Here is a 15694-nt window from a genome sequence, read left to right as displayed (position 1 = left end):
TTCATTCTTCTTTACAGCTTCGCTTCCTCACTCCCATTGTACTTCTACAACAGGAGTAACTTGTAAAATAAAAATATGATTGCAACCCGTATTTCTAAGCGTCCTTTTTACTAAATCCGCCCAGCAGGTTTTCGAGAAAACCCTTCTTCTTATCCTGCACGTAATACCCGTAACCGTAGCCATAACCGTAGCCATATCCATAGCCGTAGCCGTATCCTCCATACCCATATCCAAACGAAGTATCATTTTTGATACCATTTACCACAAGGGCAAGCGATTTAATTTTTTTCTCCCTGTTCAGCTTTTCTACAAACGGAATAACGGCTTTAGATGAATATTTATGCCTGACGATAAACATAGTGAGGTCTGCATATTTTTCTAGCAATAATGCGTCCGTCACTAATCCAACCGGAGCTGTGTCTATTATGATTACATCGAAATTTTCTCGAAGGTATTTCATCAGGTACTCCGTCTTTGGACTAAGTAGTAACTCGGCGGGGTTTGGTGGTATAGGTCCTGAACTAATTACATGAATATGTTCGTGCCCTGGAACTTTTTTGATAATGTCTTCTACCGGTATGTCTTTAATAATGTAGTTTGAAATACCGTATTCGCCGGGCACATTTAGATATTTACTCAGCTTTGGTTTGCGCAGGTCAAACTCGAGGATGACAGTTTTTGCTCCCGTAATACCCATACTACTTGCCAGGTTAAGCGATACAAAACTCTTTCCTTCGCCACTCATAAAGGAAGATAACAGGATAGTCTTGACCGATTTCTCCGCACCCATATACTGGATGTTGGTGCGAATAAGTCTAAACTGCTCAGAAATTGGCGTACGGCTTTTATTATCAATAACAATGTTTTTCTTATTCTTTTCGTACGAAAGTTCACCCAAAATCGGAACAGTAGTTCCCTCTTCAATTTCTTTCCGGTCGCTAATTTTATTGTTGAAGAAATCACGCAAGACCAATATCAACGTTGGAATAGCTAGACCAATAAGCAATGCAAACAACTGTATTTGTGAAGCTACCGGCCTAATGACACCGGTATTAAAAGCGCTATCCACCAGACGGGTGTTGTTTATGTTGGATGCAAGTGAGAGCTGTGACTCTTCTTTCTTTTGAAGTAGGTACAAATACAATGACTCTTTAAGATTAACCTGGCGGGAAAGGTTAACCAATTGTTTTTCTTTTGTCGGCAAACCCGAAATCTTACTTTCAATGTTTCCGTAAGTGTTTTGTACCTGGTTTAAATTACTGTTGTATCCTCCTTTAAGCGCCTTTATGTTGCTAATAATATTTTCCCTAATGTCTCTTATCTGCGAGTTCAAGTTGGCGACAAGTGGGTCCGAGTCAGTACTCTTTAAAGCCATCCTCTGCCTTTCTTGGGTGAGGGTATTGTGAGTAGTGATTAACGAAATGAGTGTAGGTTCACCAATGCCTAAGCTTGAAGGGATGGCATCATTACTTCCTCTGGAGGCGGTAATGTAGTTCTCTAACGACTCTAACACTCTTATCTGGGCCATCTGGTCGGCCTTCTTGTTGTCAACGGTTACGGCCTGGCCTAAGTATGAAGTGGCTTCAGCAGATATAGAATTGATTTTGTTTGAAGATTTAAACCTCGCGCTACTTAACTCAACTGCATTTAACTCCCGTGCTACCGTATCAATTCTATCATTCAAAAATTTGATGGTTCTGATACTCGCCACGTTTTTATCATCCAGACCCGCATTGTTATAAACATCAATCAACTTGTTCACAATCATAATTGCGCGCTCCGGGATTTCGTCGGCCATCGATATTTCTATGATACCTCCCATATCATGCGTCAACCTTACATCTATTGCGTTTTTATACTTTTTTGTTTCGCCTTCCTTATCACTAAAAAAGACCCTAAAACCATTAGGATCAAGTTTTAAATTAGGATTACGTTCAATGCTAATTTTACCGAAGTCTGTTTCAAAAACCTGTCCATATGCATATCTTTTTTCTGACCCCTTATCCCCTACTAAAAAATCATTTTCTCTTAAAGCTATTTTGAAACCACTGGGCGTTGCCCCTGGATTTGGCTCAACTACTTTGATTGAAAAAGGAGACTTTTCGCCATAAATGGGAGAAGCGGTCACGCGCCCTTCTTTGTAAATATTTACATTAAGGTGTAGAGAGTCCACCACTTTTCTCATCAACGCATAAGAACGGATAATGTCCATTTCATTCTGAACGTCGTTGTTTTGCGTAACAAGTCCCATTTCCTTCAAAGTCTTGTACTCAGAGTTTCCCCCATCTTCCTGGCTCTTAATTAATAAGAAAGCAGAAATTTTACTTACAGGCATGGTGTACCGTAAATAAATTTTAGAAGCAATTATACAAAGCACAATGCTTACTATAAACCACGGCAATACACCAATGATTTTATAGATAAACTTTTTTACATCAAACTGACTACCTGCCGGGATGGCAAATTCGTTTTCTGATGGATTTATAGGGTAACTCATTATTTCGATTTAAAGCGGTAAAACTTCATATACAAATTTAATTATCTTAAGATAGTTATTGTAAGGGCAATAATACTTGCAAGGGTCGCGACGATTGACGATACGCGGGAGAAATCTTCAAACTGGCTCTTACTCTTCTCGGCTTCCACATACACGATGTCGTTTCTTTGCAAATAGTAATACTTCGATGTAAATATTGCCTTGTCAGTAAAATCAAGTTGACCCACTTCACGGTTTCCACTACTATCTCTTATAATCCTTACGTTGTTACGGCGGCTATAAGTAGTCATATCTCCCGAAAGACCCAGCGCCTCTAAAACAGTTACCCGCTCTTGTTGTACCAAAAAGCTTCCTGGCGCTTTCACTTCACCCAAAACTGAGAATCGAAAATTTGTAAATTTTACGGAAATAAGAGGATCTTTCAAATACTTTGAAACGCGTTCTTTTAGCCTGTCTCTAAATTCTTCTCTTGACAAGCCGGCTGCATGAATTTTTCCCATTATTGGAAATTCAACATCGCCCTGGTTATCTACAAGGTAGCCTGTATTTGCATTTGTGGAAGAGGAGGCTGCATTGGTAGTGCTTGAATAAGTGTTGAATAAAGCGGCGGTGGCTTCGTTGGCGCCTGCAATTCTAATGTCTAATATATCTTCAGGCATAATTCTGGCCTGCGGTTTTTCTAATTTAGGAAGACGTACTACCTGGGAGTCACTTAAATTATTGAAGTATTTAAGATTTTTTGAAGGAATGCAGGAAGTTCCATAAAGACAAATAAAAAGCAAAACGCCAGTAAGACACGAAAACTTACCTTTAAGATTCGTTGCAGCAATAAACTGCCCTCCTCTTGGACTTTTAATCATAAAATACTGTATAAATATTATTTGTTGATTTGTTTCAAACGTTTTTAAATACCAAACATTGTGAAAACAAGAAAATCGGCTGAAACAATTTCAACAATACATTCTGGATACGAATGACCAAAGTAAAGTAAAAAAGTCTAGTTTATCATCCCATCGTTGGAATTGGCGGTTTCGATAAACTTGCCTTTAAAAGGTTCAAAGAAGCAAGTATGTTTTAAGTGGCGGTAGCTATTTCTGCTTTTATGTTTTTAAGCGCGAGACACCTACCTATTCAAGTCGTCTAAGTTTTACGTTTGTAACAGGAGCCACGATGAGAGGGAATTTTTCAACATTTACGTTACTGGTATCAAGACCAAAGCCGCGTTCCTCGGATAAGCTGACTTCCTTCAACCAAAAGTAAAATCGCATGATTAGTTTTTCCGCAAACGGAAGTTCGTTATCCTGGCTTAGGTACTTCTCCATTTTGATGAACTGAAAATCTCCAATCACATTATTACGTTCAAGGCTCTCGTACCGGCTGGTAACATTCACCTCTTTATTTGCAACAAGGTCCTCGACCACTTTGCGGAACAAGAGATTGATGCGCGGCTGCACTCTAAAGCCAAGCCTGAATTCTACCCGGATAATGTCATTCGGTATGATGTGATCAACCTTATACTCCATCGTATAGGGATCGTCTAAAGTATCTACATGAATAAACCAGTAGATATCGGCCCGCTTGGGTTTGCGGTTGAGAATAGAGTAAATGATTTTGTGTTCTATCTCATTTGGATTGTCCGCGCTAGTCAGGTAAACAAGGTGGGTTGCATATTTAGGAATTGTCTTGTCGTTGCTTAACTCCTGCAGGTTAGAGATATAGTGTTCAACCCGCACGAATTCCACGTACCGGTTTTTAATTTTTCGTGCGCGATACCACACATACATGATCAGAAAAAGACCGCCCCCAACAATCAGCGTTACAAAACCGCCGTGTGGAAACTTGTCGAGGTTGGCTGCCAAAAAAGAAATTTCAATAGAAAGATATACAACAAGGAAAAGATAAATCCAGACCCTAAAAGTTCTGTGTAGCACGAGGAAATTTGCAAATAGAATAGTTGTCGCAATCATACACATGGTAATGGCCAGGCCATAAGCGGCCTCCATATTCGTTGCCTTTTTAAAATAGAGTACAATGCCGCAACAGCCAACAAAAAGCACTGCATTAATGCCTGGAACAAAGAGCTGGCCCTTCGCCTCCGAAGGATATTTTATTTTCATTTTGGGCCAGAGGTTCAACCTTATGGCTTCACTGATCAAGGTAAACGATCCGCTAATTAAAGCCTGGCTGGCAATGATGGCGGCAGTAGTGGCTATTACTATCCCAATTATAACGAACCATTCGGGCATTACCCCATAGAAAGGATTGAAGCCTTTTGTGATCATTTCTTCAGAAATCACCATGCCTTTATAATTGGAAAGCAACCATGCTCCTTGCCCTAGATAATTAATGATCAGGCAAGATTTTACAAACACCCACGAGGCCCTGATATTTCCTTTTCCGCAGTGGCCCAAGTCAGAATACAACGCCTCCGCACCTGTGGTGCAAAGGAACACTGCACCCAGTAGCCAAAACCCTTGGGGGTAGCGGGTAAGGAGTCGAATTGCGTACAACGGGTTAAATGCTTTAAAGACGTGCAGGTAATCACCAATGTGATTAGCACCTAAAATACCAAGCATGAGAAACCATAAGGTCATAACCGGTCCAAACAGTTTTCCTATGGAGGCCGTACCAAATTGTTGCGCAAAGAATAACGCAGCAATGATAGCCAGCACAATCCCAATAATGGTGGTGTCTGTTATCGCAGCCAGAGCGGGAATATTTCTTAACCCTTCTATCGCAGATGCTACCGAGATTGGCGGTGTAATCATTCCGTCGGCTAGTAGCGCGGCCCCTCCTATCATTGCGGCAAATACCAACCATTTGCGCCTTCTTCGTACCAATGCAAAAAGCGAAAATATTCCGCCCTCTCCCCGGTTGTCTGCCCTCAAGGTTAATATCACATATTTGATGGTTGTTTGCAGTGTAAGTGTCCAGATGATACAAGATAAAGAGCCCAGGATCAGTAGATCTGTTACTGCCCTATCTTTAAGAATTGCGTTTAAAACGTAGAGGGGAGAAGTACCAATGTCGCCGTATATTATTCCAAGTGCTATTAAAATTCCGGCAGCAGAGATCTTACTATTCGAATGAGAACTCATGTTTAAATAAGTTTTCCCCTTAAAACAAGGAAAGTAAAAACAAATGTATAACCATTCACCCTTCTCATAACATAATTTTTAGAAACATGAAAGGCTTACCGTGTTTCCTGGTAAGCTGTTTTATTGAAAGATTATTGTCGGGACAAGCGGCACAAATTTTTTCAACATTGTTGTGTCACTCACTTGTACTTTGGGCTTTTCTATGGAGCTTTTTCCAATTCAACCAAAATGTATATTATGCAGGGAAAGATTTCAACTGCTGTAATTCCGGTAAGAAGATGAAAGCTGTTTTATACAAGAAATGAAAGTTCATACTTCCTCTGTAAACAATAAAGCCACTTTCGAAAAAGTGGCTTTAAAACATTGAAACTGAAGATTAATTAGATTACTGCTGATGAACGTACTGCGACGCAACAATGCTCAACCAGGGATATTTGTTTGTAACATAATATGTCTACTATTTTATTTCTCCCACCATATTCGCAGGAACAACCCACTGATCAAACTCCTCAGGAGTTACATAGCCAAGCTTTACGGCCATTTCTTTTAAAGTAGTTCCCTCTTTATGGGCTTTTTGTGCAATTTCTGCTGCTTTGTAATAACCGATTTTTGTGTTTAAAGAAGTCACAAGCATCAGGCTATTGTCAACGTGCTTTTTAATGTTTGCTTCGATTGCCTGTATGCCAACCGCACATTTATCGTTGAAGCTTACACAGCCGTCGCCGATGAGCCTCGCGCTATGCAGGAAGTTATATATCATTACGGGTTTAAAAACGTTGAGCTCAAAATGACCCATTGCTCCACCAACGTTTACCGACACGTCGTTGCCTAAAACCTGCGCCGCAATCATGGTGAGCGCCTCGCTTTGAGTAGGATTAACCTTACCGGGCATGATGGATGAACCGGGTTCGTTATCAGGAATGAAGATTTCGCCAATACCACTGCGCGGACCTGAAGACAATAGACGAATGTCGTTTGCTATTTTCATGAGACTGACAGCGACGGTTTTAAGTGCGCCGTGCGCTTCAACTATTGCGTCGTGAGCAGCAAGTGCCTCGAATTTATTTTCGGCGGTTATAAAAGGAAGGCCGGTAAGATTCGCAATGTGCTTTGCTACATTTTCAGAATACCCACTAGGAGTGTTGATACCTGTACCAACGGCAGTTCCACCTAAGGCAAGTTCGGTTAAGTGGGCTAAAGTATTTCTAATAGCTCTTAACCCATGATCCAACTGGCTGACATAGCCGCTGATCTCTTGCCCGAGGGTTAAAGGGGTGGCGTCCATAAAATGGGTACGGCCTATTTTAACCACCTGCATAAAATCCTTGCTTTTTTGTGCCAACGTGTTCCTTAGCTTTTCGATGCCCGGAATGGTAACTTCCACCAAAATTTTGTATGCAGCAATGTGCATTGCCGTGGGAAAAGTATCGTTTGAGGACTGAGATTTATTTACGTCATCATTCGGATGAAGAAACTTTTCTTTGTCTGTTAACTGGCCACCTTTTATAACGTGGCCGCGGTAAGCGATCACCTCGTTTGCATTCATATTGCTTTGTGTTCCGCTACCGGTTTGCCATACGACCAAAGGAAACTGGTCATCTAGTTTACCTTCTAAAATTTCATCGCATACCTGGCCGATTAAATCTGCCTTTTCTTTTGAAAGCACACCAGCATCGCAATTGGTAAGAGCCGCAGCTTTTTTTAGGTAGGCAAAAGCTTTAATTATTTCCTTCGGCATTTTATTAATATCCTGCGCGATCTGAAAGTTCTCTATACTTCTTTGGGTTTGAGCACCCCAATAAACATGTGAAGGAACTTTTACTTCGCCCATTGTGTCTTTTTCTATCCGGTAGTCCATAATGTGGTTGTGTTTGTGGTTGATGTTAAAGCTTAAAGCTGTAAGCCATGAGCTTCAAGCTTTGAGCGTTTTTTGTGCAAATTTGCAACTTTTATAATATTGCAGTTGAAAGGATTAGAAAAACTTCATACTCCATTTTCGCTCCTACCTTCCCTTAAAAACTGCTTTTCTCTTTTCCAGGAACGCTGCTGTTCCCTCCTTCATATCTTCTGTGGCAAAACATTCGCCAAAGCCTGTCATCTCTGCTTGGTACCCGTTCTTAGTTTCGTCGAAAACTGCGTTAGCTGCTTGTATGCATTTTGCAATCGCTAATGGAGCTTTGCTGTTTGCAATGGCTAAGATTGACTTTGTCTTATTCAGTAATTCTTCCTGGGGAACGACATAATTCACCAGCCCAAATTGCAAAGCCGTTTGTGCGTCTATCATGTTTCCGGTTATCATCATTTCTATAGCACGGCCTTTACCAACTAATTGAACCAGTCTTTGCGTACCACCGTAGCCAGGGATAAGGCCCAAGTTCACTTCCGGCTGGCCAAACTTTGCGTTCTCACTTGCAATTCTAAAATGGCACGCCATGGCTAGCTCGTGTCCTCCACCTAATGCAAAACCATTGACTGCAGCGACGACAGGTTTTGGACAGTCTTCTATTTTTTGAAATACATCCTGTCCTTTTTTTGCCAGGCTTTTGCCTTCTTCAATAGTTAATCCCTGGAACTGGCTGATGTCGGCACCGGCTACGAAAGCTTTGGCACCGGCACCGGTTATAACTGCAGACCTTATTTCAGAATTGTTATAAACTTCATCAATTACTGCTGATAATTCTGACATTACCATATTGTTTATGGCATTCATCTTATCAGGACGATTGATGGTTATGATAAGAATTTGATCTTCGAGTGAAGTAAGAAGGGTTTGATACATACAATATTTTTAGACTAAAGAGCTATTGAGATCTGCATTAAAAACTACGATTTTCTTTTACCCAATCCCTGATATAAGCGGCAATATCAGATGTGGTTGTACCGGGAGGGAAAAGTTTTCCGACTCCCATCTCATTGAGTGTTTTCATATCGTCATCAGGTATGATTCCGCCGCCGGTGAGCAGCACGTCATCCATTCCTTTTTCTTTCATTAGTTGAATGACTTTGGGAAAGACTGTCATATGAGCGCCGCTTAAAATGCTTATCCCGATAGCATCAACGTCTTCCTGCAGAGCGGCATTTACAACCATGTCGGGAGTTTGACGAAGACCTGTATAGATCACTTCCATACCTGCATCACGAAGGGCAGTTGCAATCACTTTTGCACCACGGTCGTGTCCGTCAAGTCCCACTTTCGCGATAAGAATTCTTAGCGGTCTTTTCTTTTCAAACATGATGTAACAAATAATTAGAATTGTGAGTAGGAAGGAAATGAACTTTAGCACCTGCGCCAAAAAAGCAACGAGATATTTGCGTACCCAACTCGAAGCAAGGTCTAAGGCCTCAGCTCTTAACTTAAAAGGCTCAGTCCTTTTCTTATCCTCGCAATTGTTTCCTTTTTACCTATCAGAGCTGCAATATCAAAAACCGTCGGTCCAAACTTTCCACCTACTAACATTATTCGGAAAGGCAGCTGCAGTTCACCCATCTTAATGCCTTTTTCAGTTGCAGTTTCTTTGAATAAGGTTTCAATGTTTTGAGCATTCCAATCCTCAAGTAGCGTAATTTTTTCAGAAAGAATATCAAAGAACATTGTCTTGTCTTCGTTCCACTTTGGTTTTACAGAAGCGACGTCGATAGTTTCAGGTGCTATAAAAAAGAAGGAAGCATGTTGCCAGAAATCAGTTAAAAGGGTACAACGATCTTTAACCAATTCGATCACTTCATCAAGCTTTTCATCATTGTATGACTCGAGGCCGTTCTCTGCAAACACTTCTTTCACCTTTTGCGTCAAGCCTTCAACCTTATACCTTTTTATCCATTCATGATTAAACCACTTTGCTTTTTCATAATTGAATTTCGCTCCTCCCTTATGTACATGTGGCAACGAGAATCTTTCAACCAACTCTTCAATTGTAAACACTTCCTGTTCTGTTCCGTCGTTCCATCCTAGTACCGCAAGGAGGTTTATAAAAGCTTCGGGCAAAAATCCTAATTCACGAAACCCCGTCATCAATTCTTGACTCTTTGGGTCCTTCCAGTTCATTGCAAACACAGGGAAACCGAGACGATCGCCATCACGTTTGCTCAACTTTCCATGACCATCCGGTTTCAAAATAAGCGGCAAATGAGCCCATTCCGGCATTTCGTCAAACCATCCTAAATACTTCCAAAGTAAGATATGTACGGGCGCACTCGGCAACCATTCTTCCCCCCGAAAAGCATGCGTAATCGTCATAGAGTAATCGTCTACAACCACAGCCAAATGATAAGTAGGCATTCCATCTGCTTTTAATAAAACTTTGTCATCAGTCAGCGAAGAATTAAAGGAAACCTCACCGCGAATCATATCAGTGAAAGTAATTGTTTCGTCTTCCGGCATTTTTATCCTGATAACATGCGGTGCTCCTTCACTTAATAACTGGGCTACCTCACCTTCAGATAAACTCAACGAATTTCGCATTTTCTCACGCATCCCGTGACCATATTGAGGCGACGTGTTTTCTTCAGTCTTAAACTTTTCACGCATCGTCTCAAGTTCTTGGGGCGTATCAAAAGCATAGTAAGCGTGACCCTGTTTGACTAATTGCTCGGCATATTGCTGGTACATCTCTTTTCTTTCACTTTGCCGGTAAGGCGCGTACGGCCCTCCGTGGAGCGGGCTTTCGTCTGGCTCCAGGCCGCACCATTTCAGGCATTCTTGTATATACTCCTCCGCGCCCTCTACAAATCTCGTTTGATCTGTATCTTCAATACGCAGAACAAAGGTTCCGTTATGTTGCTTGGCAAATAAATAGTTATATAAAACCGTTCTTACTCCACCAAGGTGTAAGCCGCCGGTCGGAGATGGAGCAAAACGAACCCTTACTTTCTTTTCCATAATGTGGCAAAGATAAACCTTGAGAATACTTATCGAGAAAGCATTTTAAATACAAAAACGTATGAAATGTCCGGTTGTCTAAAGTGCATATCAGGAAGATGGAGGTCTTTAGGATTCCATCAAAAAGGTATTAAAAATAGTCAAAGCTGCAGGCGGTGCCTGTGCTTTGCAGTCACAATTATTATCCTTTTTTTTAGTGCAAATTCAGTAGCAGCTCAACTTACTTACAAAGAATTAAGAGTAGAATATGACTCCGCCTGGACATTCAAAAGTCTACAGATCATACCTGTAAGATATAAGGCGGGAGTTGGTGCGCTAATAGGCGAGTTACCAACTAACACAAGGCCGATGATGCTGACAGAGGCACTAATGAAGCATAAAATAAAATTGCAGGAAATACAATATGAAAAAGGGGCGGATGTGAACTGGCTCCAGGTCACCAATCATTCGAAGGAAGATGTAGTTATACAGAGCGGGGAAATATTAGACGGAGGTAAGCAAGACCGGATGGTTGCTGAAACAAAAATAATTACACCTGGATCAACCGATTATGTGAATGTGTATTGTGTAGAAAAAAGGCGGTGGGAAAATAAGCCTAAGGAGTTTAAATCGGCGGGCGTGGCCAACAGTGAATTGCAAAAGACAATGCATACAAAGCGTCGGCAATCTGCAGTTTGGAAGGAAATTGATAGGCAATTTACTTTAAGCACAAAAAAGAGTGAAACTGTATCTTATGTAGATCTCGCTCAAAATACTGCCGCCGATGACAGCGACTACATGCGATATTTTTTAGGTAGATATAGCCTCACGGATAGCAATTATGCCGGCTACATTTTTCTTACGGGAAACAAAATAATGAGTACAGAACTGTTTGCTACACCAGAATTGACCGATATATCTTTTAGAAACATGTTGAGCAGTCACGTGCAAACTGCGAGGTCTACCGGTGCACCTCCTAAAGTTACTAAACAGAAGGTGACAACATTTATGGATAAAATACTTATGAGTGAGGCTGAACAAAAAACCTATGTAACCTCTCACGGTAAGTTGCAAATAAGCGCAGGAAAAGTGATACACCTTATCGCTTATGATGAGTAGCAGGCAGGTATCATGGTGCTAACATGTGCTCTTCGTTGAGCTTCGTTGTGTCACTCACTTGTACTTGTAGGAATTATTCTCGGCAAAAAACATATGGCGAAAGCTGCTTTCTAAGCTTGTTATTACTTTGGAGTGGGACGACTCTATTTCACTTTTCTCAAATACTCTCCGTATCCACTTTTCTTATACTTATCAGCAAGAACATTAAGTTCTTCCCGCGTTAAAAATCCCATCCGGAAGGCTACTTCTTCTATACAACCGATTTTTTGGCCCTGTCTTTTTTCTATCACCCTCACGAATTCTGTCGCATCACTTAGCGAGTCAAAAGTACCTGTGTCAAGCCATGCTGTTCCCCTGTCCATCACACCCACCTTAAGCGTACCGTTTTCAAGATACACCCGGTTAACATCTGTTATTTCATATTCACCTCTCGGTGACGGCTGTATATTTTTAGCAATTTCCACTACCGTGTTATCATAAAAATATAATCCTGGCACTGCGTAGTTAGATTTTGGATTAGAAGGCTTTTCCTCAATACTGATCGCATTGAAATTATCGTCAAATTCCACCACCCCATACCTTTCAGGATCTGCTACCTCATAAGCAAAAACAGCAGCCCCTTCCACATCATAAAAAGATTGAACTAACCTACTAAATCCACTTCCATGAAAAATATTATCTCCCAAAATGAGGGCTACTTTATCATTGCCAATAAATTCTTCGCCTATTACGAATGCCTGCGCCAAACCATTCGGTTCGTGCTGCACTGCGTAAGAAAAAGCGCAACCTATTGCTTTTCCATCTCCCAACAATCTCTTGAACTGAGTGCTATCTTCAGGAGTAGTAATAATCAAAATCTGCCTGATACCTGCAAAAAGCAAAACAGATATTGGGTAATATATCATTGGCTTATCATAAATCGGCATTAGTTGTTTGCTGATAGCCTGCGTAATAGGATATAAACGAGTACCAGATCCGCCAGCCAGGATAATTCCTTTCATTATAATTAATTCAGTTATTATTATTTGCCCCCTACGCAACCTGTGGAGGGTTGCAGCAGAATACTGTATGCTATAACCCCATCGATTCCTTGTACGAAGAAAAAGAAAGGTTCTGTTCGTCCTTCTTACTAACCAGGATTTCTGAAGCATCCATTTTCCAGTCGATATTTAGCTCCGGGTCACTGTACATCAACCCGCCTTCCGAGGCCTTGTTGTAGAAGTTGTCGCATTTATAGAAGAAATTAACTTCCTTGCTTAAAACAATAAAACCATGACCAAAGCCCCTGGGAACAAAAAGTTGAGTATTTGAAGTGTCTGAAAGAATTACAGAAAAGTATTGACCAAAAGTTGGAGAAGCAGGCCGTAAATCAACTGCTACGTCTAACACTTCCCCCCTTATAACCCGCACCAATTTGGATTGTGCATGCTCTCCCTTCTGAAAGTGAATACCTCTCAAAACACCTCTTACACTATGACTTTGATTATCCTGCACGAAATTGACAAACTTACCGGTAAGGTTACAAAAACGCTCTGCATTGAAACTTTCAAAGAAATAACCCCGATCGTCATTAAAAACAGTGTTGTGAATTAGCACACAATCTTTTAACGGCGTTTCTTCAATTTTCATTTTGTTAGTAGCAGTTAGTTGATTTTAAATTGGGGAGCGAAATGGAGTGAGGGTACAGTATACTTTATAGTCATCGATGATTTAACGAGACAGTATTTGAATTGGAAAAAAGCTCTTGTTTAAACTACTTATCCCAGTTGCTATCTTTTACCTCATCGTATACCCTTTTAATTCCTTCTTCCAGGGAAATCGAAGCCTTCCAACCCAAAGCATTCAGCTTGGAGACGTCCATTAACTTACGAGGTGTGCCGTCCGGTTTAGTAGTGTCGTGCTTCACTTCACCATTGTAACCAACCACATCCTTAATTAACAAAACAAGCTCTTTAATCGTTAAATCCTCCCCTGTACCAATGTTTACAAAACCAGCTTCATTGTAATTTTGCATCAAGAAGAAGCAAGCCTCTGCAAGATCATCTGCATGTAGAAACTCTCGTTTAGGAGCTCCTGAGCCCCATATTTCTACAAAAGGTGCATTTGTTTTTTTTGCAACAATCATCTTTCGCATTAAGGCCGGTAGAACATGACTACCATTGAGATCATAATTATCATTAGGTCCGTACAAATTTGTAGGCATAACGGAGATGAAGTTGCAACCATATTGAGATCTGTAGGCCTCGCATAACTTAATTCCAGTAATTTTTGCAATAGCATAGGGCTCATTTGTTTCTTCCAATAAGCCAGTGAGAAGGGACTCTTCCTTTAACGGTTGTGGAGCAAACTTTGGGTAAATGCACGAAGAGCCTAGGAACATTAACTTTTTGATCTTATGTTCATAAGCAGCATGAATAACATTCGCCTCGATCATTAAATTGTCGTACAAAAACTCAGCACGGTAAATATTGTTGGCATGAATACCGCCAACTTTAGCAGCAGCTAAAAAAATATATTCCGGTTGCTCCTGCTCAAAGAATTCTTTTACAGCAGCCTGGTTTCTTAAATCTAACTCAGATGAAATTCTGGTAACAATATTATTGTAACCTTCTGACCGTAATTTTCGCATAATGGCACTTCCGACCATGCCCCTATGCCCTGCTATATATATTTTAGACTCTTTATCCATTTGTTTATTGTTTTCGGCAGTCATTAATCGAAAGCCGTTAATCACCAGTTTATTCCTTCGTCGCTTTAGCGCTTGCGATAACTAACGATTTACGATCATCCGCGACTTAGATTACTTTCAACCTACATTTCTTACAACCTCCCTACTCAAACTGGTTCATGATCTTATAACCGCTTTGCTTTAGCAGCACCTCTCTTTTAAACAGCTCTAGGTCTGCAGCAACCATTTCTTCAGCAAGTTTTTCCATTGTATATGTCGGAGTCCATCCTAACTTCTCTCTTGCCTTTGTTGAATCCCCTATTAATAACTCAACTTCAGTCGGTCTATAATATCTTGGATCTACTTTAACGACTGTCGTTCCAACGGCTGTCTGGCATTCACCTGTACAAGCTGAAACTACCGCAGTTTCTCCTTCATCGGTGCCCCTAAATTCCAGTTCAATTCCGACATTTCTAAAGGCTATTTTCACAAAATCACGAATAGATGTGGTAACACCTGTTGCTAACACAAAATCTTCGGCAACATCATGTTGCAGTATTCGCCACATGCCTTCAACATAATCTTTCGCATGGCCCCAATCACGCTTTGAGTTTAGGTTACCCAAGTATAAAACGTCCTGAAGACCCAATGCAATCTTTGCTGCTGCCCGGGTAATTTTACGGGTAACAAAAGTTTCACCTCTTAATGGAGACTCATGATTGAATAGAATACCATTACAAGCGAACATGTTATATGCTTCCCGATAGTTCACCGTAATCCAGTACGCGTACATTTTTGCTACAGCGTAGGGTGAACGAGGATAAAAAGGAGTTGTTTCGCTTTGAGGAATCGCCTGAACCAACCCATATAATTCTGAGGTAGACGCCTGGTAAACTTTTGTTTTTTTGATAAGGCCTAATAGTCTAACCGCTTCAAGAATTCTAAGCGTACCAATCCCATCCGCATTAGCAGTATATTCAGGCGCCTCAAAGCTAACCTGCACATGACTCATCGCCGCAAGATTATATATCTCGTCCGGTTGTATTTCCTGGATAATTCTTATAAGATTGGTAGAGTCAGTTAAATCTCCATAATGAAGTACGAGGTTTTTGTGCGGTGTATGTGGGTCCTGATAAAGGTGATCTATACGATCAGTATTGAAGAGTGAGGCTCTGCGCTTGATGCCATGAACCATATATCCTTTCTGTAAAAGAAGCTCAGTAAGATAAGCTCCGTCCTGGCCGGTGATACCGGTAATAAGGGCGACTTTCATTGAAATATTAAATGTTTAATTTTTTGTAATCGTATAGATTTAACTAGATTGAACGAAAACAGGAACAGAATATTATAGTAAAACTTGTACTGTCGCTATTTTTTTTTAGCTTTCGAACGTTGCCATGTTGTTGAAATCCAGCTACTGATGCAAAGTTTAACTCCAAGAGAAGTTGTATTTA

12 protein-coding genes are annotated in these 15694 nt (G+C 40.8%); 1 reads left to right on the top strand and 11 read right to left on the bottom strand.

Annotation, left to right across the window (positions count from 1 at the left end; all coding sequences use genetic code 11):
- Positions 1 to 94: 94 nt before the first annotated feature.
- The 7 genes from SAE01_RS12165 to gltX all read right to left on the bottom strand — a co-directional run bounded on the left by SAE01_RS12165 (position 95) and on the right by gltX (position 10474).
- Positions 95 to 2497: a GumC family protein gene (locus SAE01_RS12165; RefSeq protein WP_147204036.1), complete on the bottom strand. Its 2403-nt coding sequence runs from the start codon at positions 2495 to 2497 to the stop codon at positions 95 to 97.
- Positions 2498 to 2538: 41 nt separating this feature from the next.
- Positions 2539 to 3357, bottom strand: coding sequence for a polysaccharide biosynthesis/export family protein (locus SAE01_RS12160; RefSeq protein WP_147204035.1), 819 nt, complete (start codon positions 3355 to 3357; stop codon positions 2539 to 2541).
- A 267-nt stretch (positions 3358 to 3624) separates the two neighbouring features.
- Complete coding sequence (locus SAE01_RS12155; RefSeq protein ID WP_147204034.1) at positions 3625 to 5595, bottom strand: KUP/HAK/KT family potassium transporter; 1971 nt, start codon at positions 5593 to 5595, stop codon at positions 3625 to 3627.
- Positions 5596 to 6052: 457 nt separating this feature from the next.
- Positions 6053 to 7453 carry a class II fumarate hydratase gene (fumC, locus tag SAE01_RS12150; RefSeq protein WP_147204033.1) on the bottom strand — a complete coding sequence of 467 codons (1401 nt, stop codon included), beginning with the start codon at positions 7451 to 7453 and terminating at the stop codon, positions 6053 to 6055.
- A gap of 144 nt (positions 7454 to 7597) precedes the next feature.
- Positions 7598 to 8374: an enoyl-CoA hydratase/isomerase family protein gene (locus SAE01_RS12145; RefSeq protein ID WP_147204032.1), complete on the bottom strand. Its 777-nt coding sequence runs from the start codon at positions 8372 to 8374 to the stop codon at positions 7598 to 7600.
- A gap of 37 nt (positions 8375 to 8411) precedes the next feature.
- Positions 8412 to 8828, bottom strand: coding sequence for a cobalamin B12-binding domain-containing protein (locus SAE01_RS12140; RefSeq protein WP_147204031.1), 417 nt, complete (start codon positions 8826 to 8828; stop codon positions 8412 to 8414).
- Between the two features lie 116 nt (positions 8829 to 8944).
- Positions 8945 to 10474 (bottom strand): glutamate--tRNA ligase, encoded by a 1530-nt coding sequence (gene gltX, locus SAE01_RS12135; protein WP_147204030.1) that lies wholly within the window; start codon positions 10472 to 10474, stop codon positions 8945 to 8947.
- A 66-nt stretch (positions 10475 to 10540) separates the two neighbouring features.
- On the opposite strand from gltX, the gene SAE01_RS12130 reads away from it, so the two are divergent.
- On the top strand, positions 10541 to 11572 hold the full coding sequence (locus tag SAE01_RS12130; RefSeq protein ID WP_147204029.1) for an ARPP-1 family domain-containing protein: 1032 nt from the start codon (positions 10541 to 10543) through the stop codon (positions 11570 to 11572).
- 143 nt (positions 11573 to 11715) lie between these two features.
- Here SAE01_RS12130 and rfbA read toward each other — a convergent pair whose 3' ends face one another.
- The 4 genes from rfbA to gmd all read right to left on the bottom strand — a co-directional run bounded on the left by rfbA (position 11716) and on the right by gmd (position 15513).
- Positions 11716 to 12573, bottom strand: a complete 858-nt coding sequence (rfbA, locus tag SAE01_RS12125; RefSeq protein ID WP_147204028.1) for a glucose-1-phosphate thymidylyltransferase RfbA — start codon at positions 12571 to 12573, stop codon at positions 11716 to 11718.
- Between the two features lie 70 nt (positions 12574 to 12643).
- Positions 12644 to 13201 (bottom strand): dTDP-4-dehydrorhamnose 3,5-epimerase, encoded by a 558-nt coding sequence (gene rfbC / locus SAE01_RS12120; RefSeq protein ID WP_147204027.1) that lies wholly within the window; start codon positions 13199 to 13201, stop codon positions 12644 to 12646.
- 124 nt (positions 13202 to 13325) lie between these two features.
- Positions 13326 to 14261 (bottom strand): GDP-L-fucose synthase family protein, encoded by a 936-nt coding sequence (locus SAE01_RS12115; RefSeq protein ID WP_147204026.1) that lies wholly within the window; start codon positions 14259 to 14261, stop codon positions 13326 to 13328.
- 142 nt (positions 14262 to 14403) lie between these two features.
- Positions 14404 to 15513, bottom strand: a complete 1110-nt coding sequence (gene gmd, locus SAE01_RS12110; RefSeq protein WP_147204025.1) for a GDP-mannose 4,6-dehydratase — start codon at positions 15511 to 15513, stop codon at positions 14404 to 14406.
- Between the last annotated feature and the right edge of the window lie 181 nt (positions 15514 to 15694).

The organism is Segetibacter aerophilus (assembly GCF_007991655.1).
GTDB classification, from domain to species: Bacteria; Bacteroidota; Bacteroidia; order Chitinophagales; family Chitinophagaceae; genus Segetibacter; species Segetibacter aerophilus.
Note: the sequence above shows the minus strand (reverse complement) of the source record. Positions and strands in the feature narration are given on the sequence as shown.